23 protein-coding genes are annotated in these 21016 nt (G+C 58.1%); 1 reads left to right on the forward strand and 22 read right to left on the reverse strand.

Annotation, left to right across the window (positions count from 1 at the left end):
• Positions 1-2: 2 nt before the first annotated feature.
• The 19 genes from der to trmJ all read right to left on the reverse strand — a co-directional run bounded on the left by der (position 3) and on the right by trmJ (position 16593).
• A complete protein-coding gene (gene der / locus AAGW23_RS08750; protein WP_342406090.1) occupies positions 3-1481 on the reverse strand; it encodes a ribosome biogenesis GTPase Der in 1479 nt (492 codons plus the stop codon).
• A gap of 106 nt (positions 1482-1587) precedes the next feature.
• Positions 1588-2736, reverse strand: coding sequence for an outer membrane protein assembly factor BamB (gene bamB / locus AAGW23_RS08755; protein ID WP_342406091.1), 1149 nt, complete (start codon positions 2734-2736; stop codon positions 1588-1590).
• Between the two features lie 4 nt (positions 2737-2740).
• Positions 2741-3382, reverse strand: coding sequence for a tetratricopeptide repeat protein (locus AAGW23_RS08760; RefSeq protein WP_342406093.1), 642 nt, complete (start codon positions 3380-3382; stop codon positions 2741-2743).
• A 40-nt stretch (positions 3383-3422) separates the two neighbouring features.
• Positions 3423-4706: a histidine--tRNA ligase gene (gene hisS / locus AAGW23_RS08765; RefSeq protein WP_342406094.1), complete on the reverse strand. Its 1284-nt coding sequence runs from the start codon at positions 4704-4706 to the stop codon at positions 3423-3425.
• A gap of 14 nt (positions 4707-4720) precedes the next feature.
• Positions 4721-5833 carry a flavodoxin-dependent (E)-4-hydroxy-3-methylbut-2-enyl-diphosphate synthase gene (ispG, locus tag AAGW23_RS08770; RefSeq protein WP_102835913.1) on the reverse strand — a complete coding sequence of 371 codons (1113 nt, stop codon included), beginning with the start codon at positions 5831-5833 and terminating at the stop codon, positions 4721-4723.
• Positions 5834-5835: 2 nt separating this feature from the next.
• A complete protein-coding gene (locus AAGW23_RS08775; protein WP_342406095.1) occupies positions 5836-6831 on the reverse strand; it encodes a RodZ family helix-turn-helix domain-containing protein in 996 nt (331 codons plus the stop codon).
• On the reverse strand, positions 6828-7586 hold the full coding sequence (gene pilW / locus AAGW23_RS08780; protein WP_342406096.1) for a type IV pilus biogenesis/stability protein PilW: 759 nt from the start codon (positions 7584-7586) through the stop codon (positions 6828-6830). Before pilW ends, AAGW23_RS08775 begins: the two co-directional genes overlap by 4 nt.
• Before the next feature lie 11 nt (positions 7587-7597).
• Positions 7598-8749 carry a 23S rRNA (adenine(2503)-C(2))-methyltransferase RlmN gene (gene rlmN / locus AAGW23_RS08785; RefSeq protein ID WP_342406233.1) on the reverse strand — a complete coding sequence of 384 codons (1152 nt, stop codon included), beginning with the start codon at positions 8747-8749 and terminating at the stop codon, positions 7598-7600.
• 17 nt (positions 8750-8766) lie between these two features.
• Positions 8767-9198, reverse strand: a complete 432-nt coding sequence (gene ndk, locus AAGW23_RS08790) for a nucleoside-diphosphate kinase (RefSeq protein WP_021209485.1) — start codon at positions 9196-9198, stop codon at positions 8767-8769.
• 162 nt (positions 9199-9360) lie between these two features.
• Entirely contained in the window at positions 9361-9558 is a 198-nt protein-coding gene (gene iscX / locus AAGW23_RS08795; RefSeq protein WP_342406099.1) for a Fe-S cluster assembly protein IscX, read from the reverse strand.
• Between the two features lie 13 nt (positions 9559-9571).
• Positions 9572-9910, reverse strand: a complete 339-nt coding sequence (gene fdx / locus AAGW23_RS08800) for an ISC system 2Fe-2S type ferredoxin (RefSeq protein ID WP_102835909.1) — start codon at positions 9908-9910, stop codon at positions 9572-9574.
• Positions 9911-9915: 5 nt separating this feature from the next.
• Positions 9916-11778, reverse strand: coding sequence for a Fe-S protein assembly chaperone HscA (gene hscA / locus AAGW23_RS08805; RefSeq protein ID WP_342406100.1), 1863 nt, complete (start codon positions 11776-11778; stop codon positions 9916-9918).
• A gap of 41 nt (positions 11779-11819) precedes the next feature.
• Positions 11820-12341: a co-chaperone HscB gene (gene hscB / locus AAGW23_RS08810; RefSeq protein ID WP_342406101.1), complete on the reverse strand. Its 522-nt coding sequence runs from the start codon at positions 12339-12341 to the stop codon at positions 11820-11822.
• 7 nt (positions 12342-12348) lie between these two features.
• On the reverse strand, positions 12349-12672 hold the full coding sequence (gene iscA, locus AAGW23_RS08815) for an iron-sulfur cluster assembly protein IscA (RefSeq protein ID WP_102835906.1): 324 nt from the start codon (positions 12670-12672) through the stop codon (positions 12349-12351).
• 10 nt (positions 12673-12682) lie between these two features.
• Entirely contained in the window at positions 12683-13075 is a 393-nt protein-coding gene (gene iscU / locus AAGW23_RS08820; RefSeq protein WP_045425243.1) for a Fe-S cluster assembly scaffold IscU, read from the reverse strand.
• A gap of 47 nt (positions 13076-13122) precedes the next feature.
• A complete protein-coding gene (locus AAGW23_RS08825; protein WP_342406102.1) occupies positions 13123-14337 on the reverse strand; it encodes an IscS subfamily cysteine desulfurase in 1215 nt (404 codons plus the stop codon).
• 30 nt (positions 14338-14367) lie between these two features.
• On the reverse strand, positions 14368-14859 hold the full coding sequence (gene iscR, locus AAGW23_RS08830) for a Fe-S cluster assembly transcriptional regulator IscR (protein WP_102835904.1): 492 nt from the start codon (positions 14857-14859) through the stop codon (positions 14368-14370).
• Positions 14860-15040: 181 nt separating this feature from the next.
• Entirely contained in the window at positions 15041-15817 is a 777-nt protein-coding gene (cysE, locus tag AAGW23_RS08835; protein ID WP_102835903.1) for a serine O-acetyltransferase, read from the reverse strand.
• Complete coding sequence (trmJ, locus tag AAGW23_RS08840; protein ID WP_342406103.1) at positions 15817-16593, reverse strand: tRNA (cytosine(32)/uridine(32)-2'-O)-methyltransferase TrmJ; 777 nt, start codon at positions 16591-16593, stop codon at positions 15817-15819. Before trmJ ends, cysE begins: the two co-directional genes overlap by 1 nt.
• Positions 16594-16745: 152 nt before the next feature.
• On the opposite strand from trmJ, the gene suhB reads away from it, so the two are divergent.
• A complete protein-coding gene (suhB, locus tag AAGW23_RS08845) occupies positions 16746-17561 on the forward strand; it encodes an inositol-phosphate phosphatase (protein WP_342406104.1) in 816 nt (271 codons plus the stop codon).
• A 49-nt stretch (positions 17562-17610) separates the two neighbouring features.
• Here the strand turns inward: suhB and AAGW23_RS08850 are convergent, their stop codons facing one another.
• From AAGW23_RS08850 to secD, 3 genes are all read right to left on the reverse strand, one after another.
• A complete protein-coding gene (locus tag AAGW23_RS08850) occupies positions 17611-18144 on the reverse strand; it encodes a glycine zipper 2TM domain-containing protein (RefSeq protein WP_342406105.1) in 534 nt (177 codons plus the stop codon).
• Between the two features lie 72 nt (positions 18145-18216).
• Positions 18217-19125, reverse strand: a complete 909-nt coding sequence (gene secF / locus AAGW23_RS08855) for a protein translocase subunit SecF (RefSeq protein ID WP_342406106.1) — start codon at positions 19123-19125, stop codon at positions 18217-18219.
• Positions 19126-19137: 12 nt separating this feature from the next.
• Positions 19138-21006, reverse strand: a complete 1869-nt coding sequence (gene secD, locus AAGW23_RS08860; protein WP_102835899.1) for a protein translocase subunit SecD — start codon at positions 21004-21006, stop codon at positions 19138-19140.
• Positions 21007-21016 lie beyond the last annotated feature (10 nt).

The following is a 21016-nucleotide window of genomic DNA, read 5'->3' on the forward strand; positions in this document are numbered from 1 at the left end:
CGCTAGCGCTTGTCGCGACGCTTTTTCTCGGCCTTTTTGTGGTGGGACATGAGGCGACGCTTCTTGTTGACCTGGCGGTCGGTCAGGGTGTTCTTCTTGCCCTCAAAGGGGTTTTCGCCACCCTTGTATTCGATACGAATCGGCGTACCGACCAGCTTCAGCACACGCCGGTAAGTGTTTTCCAGGTAACGGGTGTAGGACTTGGGAATCGAGTCGACCTGGTTGCCATGGATGACGATCAGCGGTGGGTTAGCTCCGCCCAGGTGTGCGTAACGAAGCTTGATTCGGCGGCTGGCCACCATCGGCGGCGCATGCTCGCGAACCGCGTCTTCAAGGATCTGCGTCAGACGGCTGGTGGGCCAACGAGTCACGGCTGAAGTGAACGAAGCCTGCACCGACTTGTACAGGTTGCCAACGCCGGTGCCGTGCTTGGCGGAGATGAAGTGGATGTCGGCAAACTCGACAAAGAACAACCGGCGCTCCAGTTCGGTCTTCACATAATCCCGCTCACTCGGCTCCATGCCGTCCCACTTGTTCAGCGCGATGACAAGCGCTCTGCCGCTTTCCAGCACGAAACCAAGCAGATTCAGATCGTGTTCGACCACGCCTTCGCGTGCATCCATGACGAAGATGACAACGTTCGAGTCCTGGATCGCCTGCAGCGTCTTGACCACCGAGAACTTTTCCACGGCCTCGAAGATCTTGCCGCGGCGACGCACACCAGCGGTATCGATCAGGGTGTACTTTTCGTCGTCGCGTTCGAACGGGATGTAGATGCTGTCGCGGGTGGTGCCGGCCTGGTCATAAACGATGACCCGCTCTTCGCCAAGCATGCGGTTGACCAATGTCGACTTGCCCACGTTGGGCCGGCCGATGATTGCGATCTTGATACCGTCCTTTTCACTCGGCCCCGGGATGCGTTTCAGCTCCTCGCCTTCAGCGACCGCTTCGCCTTCTTCACCCTGGTCTTCAGCCACCTCGGCGTCGTCCTTGGGGAACACACCAAGTGCCTGCTGAAGCATATGGCTGATGCCACGACCATGAGCGGCGGCAATCGGCAGGGCATCACCGAGACCTAGTGGACTGAATTCCGCGCGGGCGATATCGGGATCAATGCTGTCAACCTTGTTCGCCACCAGAAAGTGGCGCTTGTTCATCTTGCGCAGGTGCTCGGCAATCATCTGATCGCCAGGCGTCATGCCAGCACGCGCATCGACCATGAACATGACTGCATCGGCCTCCTGCATGGCTTGCAGGGACTGCTCGGCCATCTTGGCGTCGATGCCTTCCTCATCCCCTGTCAGACCACCGGTATCGATGACGATGTAGGTGCGACCTTGCCATTTGGCCTCGCCATACTGGCGATCACGGGTCAGACCGGCATATTCCGCCACGATGGCGTCACGGCTCTTGGTCAAACGGTTAAACAGGGTGGACTTGCCAACGTTCGGGCGGCCCACCAGGGCGATTACGGGAACCATACGGCTCTCCACTGCGATATTTCAGAAAACACGAAGGCCGCTGCAAGGCAGCGGCCAGATATTTATTGCTCCGCCTGAACGGAGCAAGGTACACGACGTGAGGCTGTCAATCCGCTTGGCGAATGGTCAGCGCGACAAGCTTTCCGTCGTTACCGTAGGCATACAGCCAGTCGCCTTCGACCACAGGTCTGGCTCGCACCCCGGCGCTGTCGATACGGGTGCGCGCGACGAAACGCCCATCGACCTGGCTGAGGAAGTGTAGATACCCCTCCTTGTCACCCACCACGACATAGCTGGAGAAAACCGCCGGAGCGGACAGCTGCCGACGCAACAGCGAATCGTTGCTCCAGAGTACGGTTGTCGATCGCTCATCGATGCCAAGGACCGTGCCATCGGCCTGGCTTACGTAGACACTGCCATACCCCATTGCAAGGCCGGTTGCCGTCGAGGCATCGCGTTGCCAGAGAATCCGACCACTCTCCAGATCCAGCGCAGCTGCGCGACCCTGGAAGGAAGCGACATAGAGGGTGCCGCCTGAAAGCAGCAGCCCGCCATCGATATCGACGACGCGCTCAAGTTCGGAACGACCTTGTGGGATGGCGACCCGTTGCTCCCAGATTGGCAATCCGCGGCGGGTGTCCAGTGCTACTACCTTGCCACTGGAAAGGCCGGCGATCGCCAGCTCGTTGGTAAGCAACGGTGAGCCGGTACCGCGCAGGGTCAGGACCGCTGGCGAGCTTTCGTAGCTCCAACGCTGTTCGCCCGTGTCAATCTCAAGCGCGATAACGCGGTCGTCCTGGGTCTGAACAACAACTACGTCGCCATTGACGGCGGGGGGGGCGAGCACCTCGCTGCTCACCTGGCTACGCCAGCGCTCTTCACCAGTGGAGACATCCAGAGCCAGCACTTCACCACGCAGGGTACCGACAAGAACCAGGCCATAGCCGGCGCCCACGGCACCCGAAACCGGCACTTCGAGATCGTTCTTCCAGTTGACCTTGCCGGTCGTACGGTCCATGGCCACGACCAACCCTTCGACATCGGCTGCAAATATCTCGTTACCGTAGACGACAGGGGCCAGTAGATTATAGGTTTCTCCCTGGCCATCCCCGATGGACCGACTCCACTGTTCCTTTAGCTGGATTTCAGCGTCAAATTTGACCAGTTCGGCGGGTTCGGGCTCTTTCTTGTCATTGCTGCTGCAACCTGCCGCAAGAACGGCCAGGGTCAGCAATGCTGCAGTTTTCCAACGCATCAATTCACGCCTCTCCACGAGCCAGATCGTCAAGTTTCAGCTGCAGGCCACCGATTGCGGCGTCCTGAGACAGCAGTTCTTTTGCTTTGGAATAGGCAGCGTGGGCTTCTTCAGGGCGCTGCAACTGAACCAGCAGATCACCCCGTAACTCTTCACGACTGGCGGCAAACGCATCAACAGCTTCGTCATCGAGCAGCGCGAGTCCATCCTCAGCCTTATCCTGCGCCGCAAGAACACGGGCCATACGCTGCCGAGCGAGCTCTTCCAGCGTTTTGTCGGCAGGCTTGTCCAGCACCGCCTGCAGCTCGGTTGCAGCCTCGTCAAGACGGCCGGACTCCACCGCCACCTTGGCAACGAAGAGGCTGCCGTACTGGGCGTAGTGAGAACCAGCAAACTCTTTCTGCAGCAAATTGCCCAGGCGAGAGACCTCGGCGGTATCGGCTCCACCCTCTTCCAGCGCGGCATTCAGCAATTGCTGATAGACCGTCGAGGCGTTATGCGCCTGATTGAGCTGGTGCTTCTGCCAGAACTGCCATCCGAACACCAGCACCAGAGCAAGCGCCCCACCAAACAGCAAGGGTTTGCCGTTTTGCTGCCACCATTCCTTGATTTGCGCCAGTTGTTCTTCTTCGGTACCCGAGGTCACACTGTCACTCCTTACATTCGCTTAAATCGGACCTGTCCACTCACGCTAGACAGGCAGCCAGACACTCGGGTAGAGCATCCCAGGCAATGCTTTTTTGTTCACTGTCGTCGCGCAGCGGCTTGCAACCTACCACGCGCCCGGCCAGTTCGTCGTCACCCAGAATCAGCGCGAAACGGGCGCCGCTCTTGTCGGCTTTCTTGAACTGACTCTTGAAACTCCCGCCGCCCGCATTGACCAGCAGGCGCAGGCCGGGCAAGGCGTCCCGCAATCGCTCCGCCAGGCCCAGCGCCGCCAGTTCGGCCGCCTCGCCAAAAGCACAGATGAATGCGTGTGCCGGCTGATTGAGTTCCTCGGGCACCAATTCGAGTGTCTCGAGTAGCAGTACCAGCCGCTCAATGCCCATGGCGAAGCCAACGCTGGGGGTAGGCTTGCCGCCAAATTGACTGACCAGCCCGTCATAGCGACCACCCGCGCAAACGGTACCTTGCGATCCCAGTTTGTCGGTCACCCACTCAAACACGGTCCGGCCGTAATAATCGAGGCCGCGAACCAGCTTGGGATTGATCTGAAAGTCTATACCAGCCACTTCGAGACGGGCTTTCAGGCCTTCGAAATGCGCACGCGATTCTTCATCCAGATAGTCATGTAGCGTCGGCGCGTCAACCAGTAGCGCTTGGGTCTGGACATTCTTGCTGTCGAGAATGCGCAAAGGGTTACTGGTCAGGCGGCGCTGGCTGTCTTCGTCAAGCTGCTCGAAATGCTGCTGCAGGTAAGCTACTAACGCATCGCGATAGGCTGCCCTTGCCTCGCTAGAGCCGAGGCTGTTCAGCTGCAGGGTAACCGAATCGGACAGGCCGAGCTTCTTCCACAGCCGGGCGGTCAGTACGATCAGCTCGGCATCGATATCCGGACCCGGCTGATTGAACACTTCGACACCAATCTGATGAAACTGGCGATAGCGGCCCTTCTGTGGCTTCTCGTAGCGGAACATCGGACCTGCATACCAAAGCTTCTGTACCTGCCCGCCGCCCGTCATGCCATGTTCAAGCACAGCGCGCACGCAACCGGCAGTGCCCTCGGGCCGCAGCGTCAATGACTCCTCGTTACGGTCAAGGAAGGTGTACATCTCCTTGTCGACCACGTCGGTCCCCTCGCCGATTCCGCGAGCGAACAGATCGGTGAACTCAAGGATCGGCAGACGAATCTCGCTGTAGCCATAGCTATCGAGCAACTGTGCGAAGGTCGTTTCGAGGTAACGCCAAACCGGCGTCTGGGCCGGAAGAATATCGTTCATGCCACGGATGGCTTGCAGGGACTTGCTCAATTCGGTTCCTTAATTCAGCTGCGTAGAATCAGCGCAGCGTCAGACTCGGCCTTCTCGCTGGCCTTGCGGCGAATCAGCTGCTCCAGCTCATCGACCAGATTTTCGTTGTTCAGCTTTTGCGCCGGCTTGCCGTCGATATAGATCAGGTTGTTCGGCGTTCCACCTGTCAGGCCAATGTGTGCTTCCTTGGCCTCCCCTGGCCCGTTCACAACGCAACCAATCACCGCAACATCCAGAGGCACCAGCAAGTCATCAAGCCGCCCCTCAAGTTCGTTCATGGTTTTGACCACGTCGAAGTTCTGCCGGGAGCAACTTGGGCAAGCGATGAAATTGATTCCGCGCGAACGCAGACGCAGCGACTTGAGAATATCGAAACCGACCTTGATCTCTTCCACCGGGTCAGCAGCCAGCGATATACGAATGGTGTCGCCGATTCCTTCGGCGAGCAGCATGCCCAACCCGACTGCCGATTTCACGGTACCCGAGCGCAATCCACCGGCTTCGGTAATGCCAAGGTGCAGAGGCTGCTCGATTTTGTCTGCCAACAGACGGTAGGCCGCCACAGCCATGAAGACATCGGAGGCTTTAACACTTACTTTGAAATCCGGGAAGTTTAGACGGTCGAGATGCTCCACATGGCGCAACGCAGACTCAACCAGCGCCTCGGGTGTCGGCTCGCCGTACTTCTTTTGCAGATCCTTTTCCAACGAGCCGGCATTGACGCCTATGCGAATTGGGATGCCGCGATCCCGCGCAGCTTCGACAACGGCCCGGACACGGTCTTCGCGACCGATATTGCCAGGATTGATACGCAGGCAGTCGACACCCAGTTCGGCGACGCGCAAAGCAATCTGATAATCGAAATGAATGTCCGCCACCAACGGCAAACTGACGCGCTGCTTGATCTTGCCGAACGCCTCGGCCGCCTCCATCGAAGGTACCGACACACGCACGATGTCAGCTCCGGCATTCTTCAGCCGCTCGATTTGCGCAACCGTGGCATCCACATCGCAGGTTTCGGTATTGGTCATGCTTTGAACGGCGATAGGCGCATCGCCGCCGACCGGTACGTTGCCTACCCAGATTTTTCGAGTAGGGCGACGCTTGATAGGAGACTCACTGTGCATGATTACTGTCCGAGCTTGAGACGCGCGGTTTCACCGCGGGTTTTTCCGGAAAGACTGACGGGCTCGCCGTTGTAGCTGACCTGCACGCCCGAGGCAAAGCCCAGATGCAGGTCCAGCGGGGTTGCGCCAACCAGGGTACGGCTGCTGCCCGCTTTGGCCAGCCCGCTGTAGAGTACTTCGCCTTTCGCATCAGTAACCCGCGTCCAGCAATCAGCCGTGTAGTTCAAGGTCAGACGACCTTCCCCAGGCGCTACAGGCTCCGCTTCAGCTACATCAGCCACTGGCGCAGGCGTGGCATCGGCCTGCGCAGCGGCAGGCGCCTCACTGGAAGGCTCGCCCTCGGCCTGCTGCACCGGCATTCCATCTTCCGTTTCGACTGCCGGCTGTTCAGCTAACGGCAACGGCTCGGTGTTCGGGACCTGGAGCTCGTTGGCAGTTGATGGCGTCGAGCTGACAGGCTCCTCTATCGCGAGTTCGACTGGCTCTTCAGCCCGGTCGAGCAAATGAATCTCGGTGGTCCCGTCGGCAGCCTCAACCTCTATGCGCTCAAGCGCGGAGACCGACGGACCCGACTCGGTACGAGCCGAGCGATCTTGCCACCACAGGAACGCTCCTACGCCAATAACCAGCGTCAGGATGAAGGTAAAAAAGCGCACCATGCTGCGAGACAGGCGCACGGGCTGATCGATGTGACCAAGGCTATTGACGCTGCTGCCGGTTGCATCTGTACCGGTATGCTGGTCGAACTGCTGTACCAGACGATTCTGGTCCAACCCCAGCAGCTTGGCATACGCGCGAACGTAGCCTCGGGCGAACGTATGACCCGGCAGCTGACTGAAGTCACCCGCCTCTATCTGGGTAAGGGATCGCTCCGAGAGGTTAAGCTGCTTGGCCACCGCAGGCAGGGACCAGTTCTTACTCTCGCGTGCGGCCCGCAACGTTTCGCCAGGATTGCCAAGGGCCGTCGGGGCGGCGGCTTCAGAATGCGGCGCTATCATCGTTGCTCCGAAAGAAACTGTTGATATTCAGGCGTGCCCGGATACAGGCGCTTGAGCTGTAACCCCAGGCTCGCCGCCTGATCGCGGTCCTGATGAATGTTCGCCAAACGAATGCCCAGCAGCAGACTGCGGGCAGTCTGCTCGGAAAGACTGCTGAAACCTTCGTAGTAACGTTTTGCCGGGACGTACTGCTTGTCTTCGTACGCCATCATGGCCAATTCGAGTAATGCGCGCGGCTGCCGGCTGTCGAGGCGCAAGGCACGAGTGAAATAGGTTTCGGCCTGCTCCCGCTGACCCAGCATCAGAGCAGTCATGCCCATATTCTGAAAGACGTGGGATCGCCCGGAATACAGGTTATCTTCCGCGGCCTTTGAGAAACGCTCCATCGCCTCCGGATAGCGCTTTTGCTCAAAAAGAAAGCTGCCGTAGTTATTGAGGATACGGGCGTCATTGTGACTCGACAGCGCCTTGCGGTAATGCTCGTCGGCGAGCTGGTTTTCCATCTCGTTCTGGAAGACCAAAGCCAACGCCGCATGGGCATCTGCGCTGCTGGGGTCCAGCTCAAGCGCCTTGCGTAGCGGCGATTTCGCCCGAGAGGTCTCACCCTGCTGCAGATAGCCAATGCCAAGCTGAATATAGGCATCTCTGGCTTCGTCGCGACCTTCCGAGGTGCGCATCGGGTTCACCGACCCGGAAGACACACAGCCAGCCATTAGACTGGCGAGCACAAACAGCAGCGCGACGCGCAAGGTCATCAGCATCCCCCTCAGGAACGGTTCGTAGCAACGGGCGTCGTCACTGGCTCAGATTGCAGCTGGCGCACTGCGATGTATCGCTCGCTTCGACGCGTTCTATCCAGCACCTGCCCGACCAGCTGGCCGCAGGCAGCGTCGATATCCTCACCGCGAGTGGTGCGCACTGTCACATTGTGCCCAGCTTTGTGGAGGATGTCCTGAAAACGTCGGATTGCATTGTTGCTCGGCCGCTCATATCCGGAGTGCGGAAAGGGATTGAACGGGATCAGATTGATCTTGCACGGAATCTTCGCCAGCAGGACGACCATCTGTTCGGCGTGCTCAGGCTGATCGTTCACGTCCTGTAACAACGTGTATTCGATAGTCAGGACGCGCTTTTCGCCGAGATTGGAGATGTAGCGTTGGCAAGCCGCCAACAGCATTTCCAATGGGTATTTCTTGTTGATCGGAACCAGCTGATCACGTAATTCATCATTCGGCGCGTGCAGCGAAAGGGCCAGCGATACATCGATGACCTTGGACAGCTCCTCGATCATCGGTACTACACCCGATGTTGAGAGTGTCACCTTACGCTTGGATATACCGTAGCCGAGGTCGTCCATCATGATCTGCATGGCGGCGACGACATTGTCGAAGTTGAGCAGGGGTTCGCCCATGCCCATCATCACCACGTTGGTGATAGCGCGATCTACCTTCGCCGGTATGGTGCCGAACGACTTGTTGGCAATCCACACCTGACCGATCACTTCGGCAGCGGTGAGGTTGCTATTAAAACCTTGCTTGCCAGTCGAGCAGAAGCTGCAGTCCAGCGCACAGCCAGCCTGGGAAGAAACACAGAGCGTGCCTCGCCCACCCTGGGGAATATAGACGGTCTCCACGCAGCTCCCCGAAGCCACACGCACAACCCATTTGCGGGTGCCGTCGGTGGAAATGTCTTCGCTAACGATTTCGGGGCCGCGGATCTCAGCAGAGGCCTTGAGCTTTTCGCGCAAGGCCTTGCCGATATTACTCATGGCATCGAAGTCATCGACGCCAAAGTGGTGAATCCATTTCATGACCTGACCGGCACGAAAGCGCTTCTCCCCTATGGAATCGAAGAAGCTTTCCAGCTGAGGCTGGGTCAGCCCCAGCAGATTTACTTTACCGGTAGTCACAGTCATCAGGATTCACCTTCGCCTGATCAGCGAATGCGGGCACACACTTCGGTGGCAGAGAAGAAGTAGGCGATTTCGCGAGCGGCGGACGCCTCGGAGTCGGAACCATGAACAGCGTTCTCATCGATAGAGACAGCGAAATCGGCGCGAATAGTGCCTGGAGCTGCTTCCTTCGGGTTGGTAGCGCCCATCAGCTCACGGTTTTTGGCAATGGCGTCTTCGCCTTCCAGAACCTGGACGATTACCGGACCGGACACCATGAACGCGACCAGGTCCTTGAAGAAACCGCGCTCGCTGTGTTCGGCATAGAAACCGCCCGCTTCACGTTCGGACAACTGAACCATCTTCGAAGCGACGACACGCAGACCAGCCTTCTCGAAACGAGAGGTGATTTCACCAATAACATTCTTGGCGACGGCGTCAGGCTTGATGATGGAGAAAGTGCGTTGCAGGGCCATTTGAAACTCCAGAAAACGATAGGTTAAAGCAAACGAGTAAACCCGCGAATTATACGCGGGTCAGGACGAAAAATATAAGGGTAGCCAGAAGCCAGAAGCTAATCAGCAGGAGCCATCAATTCCAGATCGCCCGCCTACAGCCCCCGGCTGGCAGGGGCGCCTCTATGCCTCTTCGATCCAGGCTGCCTGTATGGCTTCCAACACCTTTTCACCACCGCGAGTCGGATCGTCGGAAAAGCCGGGCAACTCGACAACCCAACGATGTAGTTCGACAAAATTTACGTAGCGGGGATCAACGTCAGGCTTACGCTCACTCAGCTCAATTGCAATATCCAATACATCGGACCATTTAAGCGCCATGATTCACCTCGCCTTAATGACCTTCGGACACTTGATTGATGGTGTATTTCGGTATCTCGACAACCAGATCGACGTCGGCAATCGCAGCCTGGCAGGACAGCCTGGAGGTAGGCTCTAGCCCCCACGCCTTATCCAGCATGTCATCCTCCAACTCGTCGGATGCCTCCAGCGAAGCGAAGCCCTCGCGGATCACCACGTGGCAAGTGGTACACGCACAGGACTTTTCACAGGCATGTTCAATATCGATGCCATTTCGCAGCGCAGCGTCAAGCACCGTCTCACCGGGCTGAGCATCCACTACCGCCCCTTCCGGACAATGGTCGGCATGAGGCAGGAAAACAATCTGCGGCATCTAGTTCAATCCTCGATATCGTTAAGCCGCCGCCCGGCCAGGGCGGCCTTGACGGTGGAATCTAGTCGTCGTGCTGCAAAGGCATCGGTAATCTGGCTGAGGCGCTTCACCTGCCGTTCGATGGCAAGGCCATCCTGACTTTCAAGCAGCTCACGCAATTCATGCACCTGTGACTCGATCGCTTCGCGTTCGTCTTGGTCGAGCAGACGCTCGCCATCGACCGCCAAGGCCCCTTCAACCGCCTCCAGCAATCGCTGCGCATCGACCAACTGCTCACGCAGCGCTCGGGCCGTTTTGTCTTCGCTGGCCTTATGAAAAGAGTCTTCCAACATGCGAGCAATCTCGCCATCGGTGAGCCCATAAGATGGCTTTACCTGAATACTCGACTCGACGCCCGACGCCAGCTCACGCGCCGAAACACTGAGTAGCCCGTCCGCATCAACCTGGAAAGTGACACGAATCTTCGCCGCCCCGGCCACCATTGGCGGGATGCCCCGCAGCTCGAAGCGAGCCAGAGATCTACAATCGGCAATAAGCTCCCGCTCACCCTGCAGTACATGGATCATCATGGCCGTCTGGCCGTCCTTGTACGTGGTGAACTCTTGGGCCCGAGCGACCGGGATGGTGGTGTTGCGCGGAATGATCTTTTCCATCAAACCACCCATCGTTTCCAACCCAAGCGACAGCGGAATTACATCGAGGAGCAACAGCTCCTCGCCATCGCGATTATTGCCGGCCAGCGTCTCTGCCTGGATTGCAGCGCCGATCGCAACGACCTGATCGGGATCGATATCGGTCAACGGATCCCGACCGAACATTTCCCCTACCCGCTCGCGAACCTGAGGGACCCGCGTGGAACCGCCGACCATGACCACCGCTTGGACTTCGTCCAGCTCGACGGACGAATCGCGTAGCGCGCGCCTGCACGACTTGAGGCTACGGGCGATCATCGGATCGATGAGTTCGTTGAATATGGCCCGCGTTAGAACGCCCTGCCATCCGGCATATCGCACTTCGACAGCATCGGTTTCGCTGAGCTGTTCCTTGGCATCGCAGGCAATTTTCAGCACTTCACGCTGGGCTCCCGGATCGAGATTCTGGGAGGCGCCGGCCTTAGCCAGAATCCAGCCGGCAACTGCATGATCGAAGTCATCACCGCCAAGCGCGGTATCACCACCTGTAGCCAGTACCTCGAACACGCCTTTGGTCAGGCGTAAGATGGAGATATCGAAGGTCCCACCGCCCAGGTCATAAATCGCCACGACACCTTCGGCTTCGCGGTCCAGACCGTAGGCAACAGCGGCGGCGGTAGGCTCATTAAGCAGACGCAACACGTTGAGATTAGCCAGGCGCGCGGCGTCTTTGGTCGCTTGCCGTTGCGCATCATCGAAATATGCCGGAACTGTAATCACCGCACCGACCAGCTCGCCAGCCAGTACCGCTTCCGCACGTTCGCGCAAGACGCGCAGAATTTCGGCAGAGACCTCAACAGGACTTTTCGCCCCCTGCACCGTTTCAATGAAGGGCATCTGCGACTGCCCCTCGCTGAATCGATACGGCAACTGCCCACCCAGTTGCTTCACATCACCGATACCTCTACCCATCAAGCGCTTGACGGACACAATGGTATTTAGCGGATCGCTGGCAGCGGCGGCCTTCGCCGCTCGCCCCACTTCAACGTGATCGCTGTGATAACGCACCGCGGATGGCAGAATCACCTCTCCATCGGCATCGGCCAGTGGCGCCGTAACGCCACTACGCAGGGCTGCAACGAGAGAATTGGTAGTGCCAAGATCGATGCCAACCGCCAGTCGACGCTGGTGCGGTTGCGGGCTTTGTCCGGGTTCAGCTATCTGAAGTAAGGCCATGTCTGTCTGATATCGGGCGCAGCGTCTGGCGCTACGCGGGGTTAATCGTCGAGGCGCTCTTCTAACTGGCGCACTTCCTGGGACAGCTTGTCGAGAAACTGCATACGACGCACCAGCCGTTCCGCCTCCGCCCGTTGCGAATCATCCCGCCAGATGCCGGCGAAAGAGTCATTGAGACCTTGCTGAGCCGCTTTAAGGCGAGCCTTGAAGGAAGCTACACCTGCGATATCCGCATCACTCTGCAACTCCTCCAGCTCTTCGCGCCACTGCATCTGCTGCATAAGGAAAGCGGGATCCTGGACGGTCGCCTCCAACGGCATCTCGCGACCCTCAAGCGTGAGCAGATAGCGCGCTCGACGCGACGGACTTTTCAGCGTCTGATAGGCCTCGTTGAGATTCGTCGAGCGCTCGATTGCGTAGCGCTGCTCGGTCTCGCCAGCGTCAGCAAACCGATCCGGATGAACTTTGCGCGCCAGCTCGCGGTAACGAGACGACAGCAGCTCCGGATCGATATCGAAAGTTGGCTGCAACTCGAACAGCGCATAGTGACAGGGAGTTCCCACAGCGTCCTCAGATATTGAAGCTTTCGCCGCAGCCGCATTCGCCACGTACGTTAGGGTTGTTGAACTTGAAGCCTTCGTTCAGCCCCTCTCGAACAAAGTCGAGCTCCGTCCCGTCGAGGTACACGAGGCTCTTGGGATCGATGATCACCTTCACGCCATGACTGTCGAAGACCGAGTCTTCTGTAGCTGCTTCGTCCACGAACTCGAGCACATAAGCCAGGCCGGAACAGCCCGTGGTTCGTACGCCCAACCGGACCCCAAGCCCCTTGCCGCGCCCTTCCAGAGAACGGCGCACGTGATCGGCAGCGGCGGTTGTCATGCTGATAGCCATCGATACCCCCTTAGGCCTGCGGCAACCCTTTTTTCTCGCGGTAATCGCGAACGGCTGCCTTGATGGCATCCTCCGCCAATACCGAGCAATGGATTTTCACCGGCGGCAGTGCTAGCTCTTCAGCGAGCTGAGTGTTCTTGATGGTTTCCGCTTCTTCCAGCGTCTTGCCCTTCATCCACTCGGTGGCGAGGGAGCTGGAAGCAATGGCCGAACCGCAACCGTAGGTCTTGAACTTGGCATCTTCGATCACGCCTTGCTCGTTGACCTTGATCTGCAGTCGCATTACATCGCCGCACGCCGGCGCGCCAACCATGCCGGTACCGATGGAAGGATCCTCAGCGTCGAACTTGCCGACGTTGCGGGGATTTTCGTAATGGTCAATGACCTTATCACTGTATGCCATGGTGCAATCCTCTTTGAATCAGGCTATGCGGAACTCGACGTTTCAAATCAGTGGGCAGCCCACTCGACCTGAGAAATATCGACGCCATCCTTGAACATGTCCCACAAGGGTGAAAGCTCACGCAATTTCGTGACCGCCTCGCTGACCTTCTGCGCGGCGTAATCAACTTCCTCTTCGGTGGTGAAACGACCGAAGGTAAAACGGATCGAGCTATGTGCCAGTTCGTCATTACGACCTAGTGCCCGGAGCACATAGGACGGTTCCAGCGAAGCAGAGGTACAGGCCGAACCAGAGGAAACCGCCAGATCCTTGAGCGCCATGATCAGCGACTCGCCTTCAACATAGTTGAAACTCAGGTTGAGGTTGTGTGGCACCCGCGCAGTCATACTGCCATTCACATAAAGCTCTTCCAGATGCTCAACCTGCTTGAAGAAGCGGTCGCGTAGCTGAGTGATACGCTCGTTTTCTGTAGCCATTTTTTCTTTGGCAATGCGGAACGCCTCACCCATGCCCACTGACTGGTGCGCTGCCAGCGTCCCAGAGCGCATGCCACGCTCATGTCCACCGCCATGCATCTGCGCTTCAAGACGCACACGCGGCTTGCGCCGCACATACAGAGCACCGACACCTTTGGGACCGTATGTCTTGTGAGCAGAGAAGGACATCAGATCGACCTTCATTTTTTCCAGATCGATCTCAACCTTTCCTGTCGACTGCGCAGCATCGACGTGGAACAGCACACCACGCGAACGGGTGAGCTCACCAATAGCGGCGATATCGTTGATCGTTCCGATCTCGTTGTTCACGTGCATGATGGAAACCAGCACTGTGTCGTCGCGTAGCGCCGCCTCAACCATCGCTGGCGTGATCACACCATCTTCGCCAGGCTCGATGTAGGTTACTTCGAACCCCTCGCGCTCAAGCTGGCGAGTCGTATCAAGAACAGCCTTATGCTCGATCTTGCTGGTTACGATGTGCTTGCCCTTGGACGCGTAGAAATGCGCCGCGCCCTTGATCGCCAGATTATCCGACTCGGTCGCACCCGAGGTCCAAACGATCTCACGAGGATCAGCATTGACCAGCTCGGCGACTTGTCGACGTGCATTCTCCACTGCTTCCTCGGCTTTCCAGCCGAAGGCATGGGAGCGCGACGCCGGGTTACCAAAGTTACCTTCGGCAGTCAGGCATTCGACCATCTTCTCGGCGACGCGAGGATCAACCGGTGTGGTAGCGGAATAATCCAGGTAAATTGGCAACTTCATCAGGTATCTCCTATCAGGCTGTCGTCCTGCTCATTCAATGGCGGACGCTTCAATCTTATCCAGTTGCGGAGTCTGGCCATTGGCGCGGCGCATATCCTGACGCAGAGCCACTTCCTGAACCTCGCGGCGCATCACCAGATCCGCCAGACTGATGCCAGTCAGAAACTCATGGATCTGCTGACTCAAGTCGCACCACAGATGGTGGGTCAGACACGTATCCCCCGAGTGGCAGTCACCCAAGCCTTGGCATCGCGTGGCATCTACCGACTCGTTCACCGCATCGATGACCTGCGCAACCTGAATGCCCGCCATTTCGCGAGAAAGCTGATAGCCACCCCCTGGCCCACGAACACTCGTCACCAGGCTACCGCGACGCAGCTTGGCAAACAGCTGTTCAAGATAGGAAAGCGAGATGCCTTGCCGCTCGGAAATATCCGCGAGAGATACCGGACCGTGTTGCGCATGCAGCGCAAGGTCGAGCATCGCAGTGACGGCGTAACGGCCTTTGGTAGTCAATCGCATCGGTTCGCACCAAGCATCATGGTTTGAGGCAAGTATGCAATACCCGACTATTTAGATCAACTATAAGTCCCATTAAATCACTCGGACTTTAGCCGCACGGGAAAGATGCCAGAAGCGCGAGCCACACAGACTCGACCGCAGGCGAACCTGCATGATAACAGCTCGCCCACCCTGTCGCATTTCAGGAGCGAGGCTCTTCGCCGGCGCGCTTGACCTCAGCGAAATCCTCCTCACGCAATTCCGGCATCTGCTTTGCGCAATAATCGCTGCCAAGCGCGGTTAATGCCTGACACATGCCATCCATACGCTCCTCGACCGCCTGGACGTGATCGAGCAGCTGGCCGATAGCGCGCGCCACCGGATCAGGCATGTCCTCGGTAACACCGTAGGCATCGAAACCGATCTTCTCAGCGATCGCTTTGCGCTTGGCCTCTTGCTCGTCATCGGCCTTGGCAATCACCCGACCCGGGATACCAACGGCGGTCGCCCCGGCCGGTACCGCACGCGTCACCACCGCGTTAGACCCGATCTTCGCGCCCGCGCCCACAGTGAACGGGCCAAGAATCTTCGCGCCGGCACCCACGATTACCCCATCTTCAAGCGTGGGGTGACGCTTACCCTTATTCCAGCTGGTACCGCCCAGGGTCACCCCATGGTAGAGCGTTACGTCATCGCCTATCTGGGCCGTCTCGCCGATGACGATCCCCATACCATGATCAATAAAGAAACGCCGCCCTATTTGCGCGCCCGGATGGATTTCGATGCCAGTCAGCCAACGGGCCAGATTTGAGTTCATCCGTGCCAGCCATTTGCAATTGTTGACCCAAAGCCAGTGAGATACCCGATGAAACCAGACAGCGTGCAGACCCGGGTAACAGGTGATCACTTCGAATGCGTTACGCGCTGCCGGATCGCGATGGAAAACGCTCTGGATATCTTCGCGCATGCCTTCGAACATCAATCACCTCTCCGCTTGTGGGGTTCGCCGCGCACGGTCTTTTGGGTCTCGGTAAGGATTCCGCGCAAGATATTCATTTCAAGTTTGCTGATACCGCAACGACCGTAAAGCCGGCGCAGCCGCGGCATCAGATGCCTGGGTTTCTGAGGATCAAGGAAGCCAATTTCGACCAAGGTTTGCTCAAGATGACCGTAATAATGTTCGAGCTCATCGGCTGTAACCGGCTGAGTGTCGAGCATCGACGTTGTTTCGAGTTTTTCTTGCTTGCTAGGCTGATCGTTTGCCGCCAGCCAGGCCATGCGCACCTCATAGGCAAGCACTTGCACCGCAGCAGCCAGGTTCAGCGAACTGAAGGCAGGATCTGAAGGGATATGCACATGGTACTGGCAGCGCTGGAGCTCTTCATTGGTGAGCCCTGCATATTCGCGCCCAAATACCAACGCCACCTCACCGCCCCGCTCGACCTGCTCAAGGCAGACCGTACCGGTTTCGCGCGGATCCAGAAGCGGCCAAGGAATGCGACGATCTCGCGCACTCGTGCCCAACACCAGGCTGCAGCCAACCAAGGCCTCCTCAAGCGTCGCTACGATCTGCGCTGAATCCAGAATATCAGTTGCGCCCGAGGCTCGAGCGACGGCGTTCGGACTCGGAAAATCCTCTGGATCCACCAACACCAGGCGCGTTAAACCCATATTTTTCATGGCGCGGGCTGCCCCCCCGATATTCCCAGCGTGACTGGTGTTGACCAACACTACGCGAATGCTCTGAAGCGACACTGTTTTTTCTCAATCAGAAAGCAGACGGAGAGCTTACAGCAAGGATCCGCATATTCGCTATTAACCACCTGACCGTGCGCTTGGCGAGCAACATGCAGCGCCGGTTTCTGATAGAATTGCCGGCTTTCTTTAAACGACCAGGTATTTGATCGATGCAGCCCATGCTGAATATCGCGCTGCGCGCCGCCCGTAGCGCTGGCGAAATGATTGTTCGTTCCACCGAGCGCCTGGACGTGATCTCGGTTAGCGAAAAGGACGCGCGCGATTACGTCTCGGAAATCGACCGCACAGCCGAACAACTGATCGTTACGGCGCTGCGCAAAGCCTATCCAAACCACGGAATCCTTGGCGAGGAAGGCGGACTACTGGAAGGTAGCGGGGACGGCAAGGATTACCTCTGGGTGATTGACCCACTAGACGGGACCACCAACTTTCTACGCGGCGTACCTCACTTCGCAGTCAGCATCGCTTGCAAATATCGTGGCCGCCTCGAACACGCCGTGGTGATCGATCCGGTTCGCCAGGAAGAGTTTACTGCCAGCCGGGGTCGCGGCGCGGCACTCAACGGACGCCGCCTGCGCGTCAGTGCACGCAAGAGCCTGGAAGGCGCACTTCTCGGCACGGGATTCCCGTTCCGCGACAGCCAGTTGGACAATCTCGATAGCTACCTCAATATGTTCCGAAGCCTGGTTGGGCAAACCGCAGGGATTCGCCGCGCCGGGGCTGCCAGCCTAGATCTGGCCTATGTCGCGGCCGGTCGCTATGACGCGTTTTGGGAGTTTGGCCTGTCCGAATGGGACATGGCCGCAGGCGCCCTGCTGATTCAAGAAGCCGGCGGCCTGGTCAGTGACTTCACTGGCAGCCATGAATACCTTGAAAAGGGCCAAATCGTTGCGGGCAACACCAAGTGCTTCAAGGCAGTCCTTACCGCCATCCAGCCCCATCTGACTCCAGCACTGAAACGGTAACCATACGCCGCAAAAAAAAACGCCCATCTGGGCGTTTTTTTATATCGACTTACTGCTGTGTCAGCACCAAACGCCCGTCATGGACCGGAATTTTCTGACCAGGATCGCGATCCATCCGAACCTGCCCGACCGTGCCGTCGAGGTCGTACTTCACCTCATAGCCAATGATCTTCTGATGAGTATCGGTGACTGTACTGCAACGGGTTTCCGTTGTGCTATAGGTGTCATTCGCCTGCATGCGGCCTTGCACCTGATTCCCGGCATAACCACCGCCCACCGCACCGGCTACCGTGGCAATCTTTTTGCCGTTGCCGCCGCCAATCTGGTTTCCGAGCAGCCCACCGACCACCGCACCCACGGCCGTACCGGCAATACGATTGCTGTCCTGTACAGGCCTCTGGCGACTGACCGTCACGTCCTTGCATACCTCACGAGGCGTCTTGACGGTCTCCTTGACGGGATTAACGGCTAGAACGCTGGCGAATTCAGGCCCTCGATCAACCAGCGCATAAGTTGCAAAAGCACCACCAGCGCTCACCACAACAGCGCCCAGTACGATACCGACCAACATTGACTTGTTCACTGCATCTTCCTTCATCTGACGAGCCAGGCTCGCGGCGGCGCCTTTGACTCATCAGACTGCCGGAAGTTCGAATCAGGGAAGTTCGTCCACCTCTTCGACAACCGGTGGAATCAGATCTTCGCGGGTCAGATTCAGCCACACCAGCAGCATCCCCGCCACATAGACCGATGAGTAGGTACCCGCACCAACCCCGATCAAAAGCGCCAGGGAGAAACCCCACAGATTCTCGCCACCGAAGTACATCAGCGCGCCCACCGCAAGTAGCGTGGACACCGAAGTAGCCAGGGTCCGCAGTAGCGTTTGGGTGGTGGAGATGTTGATGTTCTCGAGCAGCTCCGCCTTGCGCAGCATGCGGAAGTTTTCACGGATTCGGTCGAAGATCACGATGGTGTCGTTCAATGAATAACCGATCACCGCCAATACCGCCGCCAGCACCGTCAGATCAAAGGAGATCTGGAACAGCGAGAAGATCCCAAGCACAAGAATCACGTCGTGGAACAATGACAACACCGCGCCCAAGCCGAACTTCCACTGAAAGCGGAACGCGACATACACCAGAATGCCGCCCAGGGCGAGCAACATGCCTAGACCGCCCTGGTCCCGCAACTCCTCACCCACGGCAGGACCAACAAACTCCACACGCTTGACGGTCACTGCACTGCCCGCCTCGCCACTGCGCAGGGCTTCGGCAATACGCTCGCCAAGCAGTGGATCATCGCCTGGCATGCGCACAAGAACATCCGTGGTGGCACCAAAGCTCTGAACCACAGCTTCATTGAAACCGGAGCCGGCAAGCTGAGAGCGCACCTGATCCAGAGCAACCGGCTGTTCGTAAGAGAGCTCGATTAGCGTGCCGCCGGTGAAGTCGAGACCGAAGTTAAGCCCCTTCACCGCCAAACTAGCCAGCGAGACCAGCGTGAGCACCACGGTCAGGGCAAACGCCACATGACGAACGCCCATAAAGTTGATTACGCGTTTCATCGTGCTAGCCCCTTAAATCCACAACTTCTTGAGATCACGGCCACCGTAGATCAGGTTGACCATGGCTCGAGTCACGATGACGGCGGTGAACATGGACGTCATGATCCCGAGTGAGAGCGTAACGGCGAAACCCTTGATCGGCCCGGTTCCCATGGCGAAGAGAATGCCGCCCACCAGCAGGGTCGTAAGGTTGCCGTCAACAATCGCCGAAAACGCGCGATCGAAGCCTTCATGGATGGCGCGTTGAATTGACATGCCGTTGGCAATCTCCTCGCGAATTCGCGAGAAAATCAGCACGTTGGCATCAACCGCCATGCCCATCGTCAACACGATACCGGCGATACCCGGCAGCGTCAGCGTAGCGCCCAGCATCGACATCAAAGCCGTCAACACAATCATGTTGAACAGCAGCGCGACGGTAGCCAGTATCCCGAAGAACTTGTAGATCAGCACCATGAACACGGCGACGAACAGGAAGCCCCACATCGCCGCCTCGACACCGAGCTGAATGTTTTCAGCGCCCAAGCTTGGGCCGATGGTGCGCTCTTCGGCAAAGTACATCGGTGCGGCCAGCCCCCCCGCACGAAGGAGCAATGCCAGCTCGGATGACTCACCCTGACCGTCAAGACCAGTGATACGGAACTGACTGCCCAACGGAGATTGGATAGTTGCCAGGCTGATGACTTTTTTCTCTTCCTGGAAGGTCTCGACGCGCACTTCCTGCTCAACGCCGTCGACCATCTGCTTGACGTAGCGCGTTGTCGGCCGCTGCTCGATGAACACAACCGCCATGCTGCGCCCAACGTTGTTGCGAGTGGCGCGGTTCATCAGATCGCCGCCGTGGCCATCCAGACGGATGTTCACCTGAGGCCGGCCGTTCTCGTCATAGCTGGCCTGAGCGTCGGTGACCTGGTCGCCAGTAATGATCAGATTGCGCTCAAGCTGGACAGGTGGACGCCCCTCCTCACGGAACTCGAAGGTCTCGGTTGTCGCTCGGGCGGCGTCAGCTTCGGCCGCCAGCCGGAACTCGAGGTTCGCAGTCTTGCCCAGGATACGTTTGGCTTCAGCCGTATCCTGAACCCCCGGAAGCTCAACCACGATGCGGTTGGCACCCTGACGCTGAACCAACGGCTCGGAGACTCCCAACTCATTGACCCGGTTACGGACGGTGGTCAGGTTCTGCTTGATCGAATACTCGCGGATCTCCGCCAGCTTGGCCTCGGTAATGGCCAGACGCAGCACCTGCTGGCCGTTGCGCTCGGTGGACGTCAGCTCAAAATCGTTGAAGTTCTTGCGGATCAGCGACTGAGCAGCCGAAAGCGTGGCCTCGTCGGCGAAACCTAGCTGCACAGCATTTTCAGCCAGAGGAAGGCTGCGATAACGAACGCGCTCCTTGCGCAACAGGCTCTTGACCTCACCCTCGTAAACGTTGAGGCGCGTTTCGATGGCTTTTTCCATGTCGACTTCGAGCAGGAAATGCACACCACCGGACAAATCCAGGCCCAGCTTCATCGGGCTTGCAGCCAAGTCACGCAGCCACTCTGGCGTCGTGGGCGCAAGATTGAGCGCAACCACATAGGCATCGCCCAGCGCACGACGCACCACATCCTTGGCAGGCAGCTGATCGTCCTGATCAGTCAATCGCAACAGGCCGCCCCGCCCCTGCTCGTCAAGGCTTGCAGCCTTGACTTCGATACCGGCCTCGGCAAGCGCTTTGCTCGCCTGGTCGAGATCGGCTTCAGTGACATTTAGCGAGGTGGCAGCGCCGGTGATCTGAACTGCCGGATCATCCGGATAGAGATTGGGCGCCGAATAAATGATGGCAATGCCGAGCACTACCACTATCAGCAAATATTTCCAGAGGGGGAATCTATTGAGCATGACGCAGCCC

The sequence above is a fragment of the Stutzerimonas chloritidismutans genome, assembly GCF_038562055.1.
GTDB classification, from domain to species: Bacteria; Pseudomonadota; Gammaproteobacteria; order Pseudomonadales; family Pseudomonadaceae; genus Stutzerimonas; species Stutzerimonas chloritidismutans_A.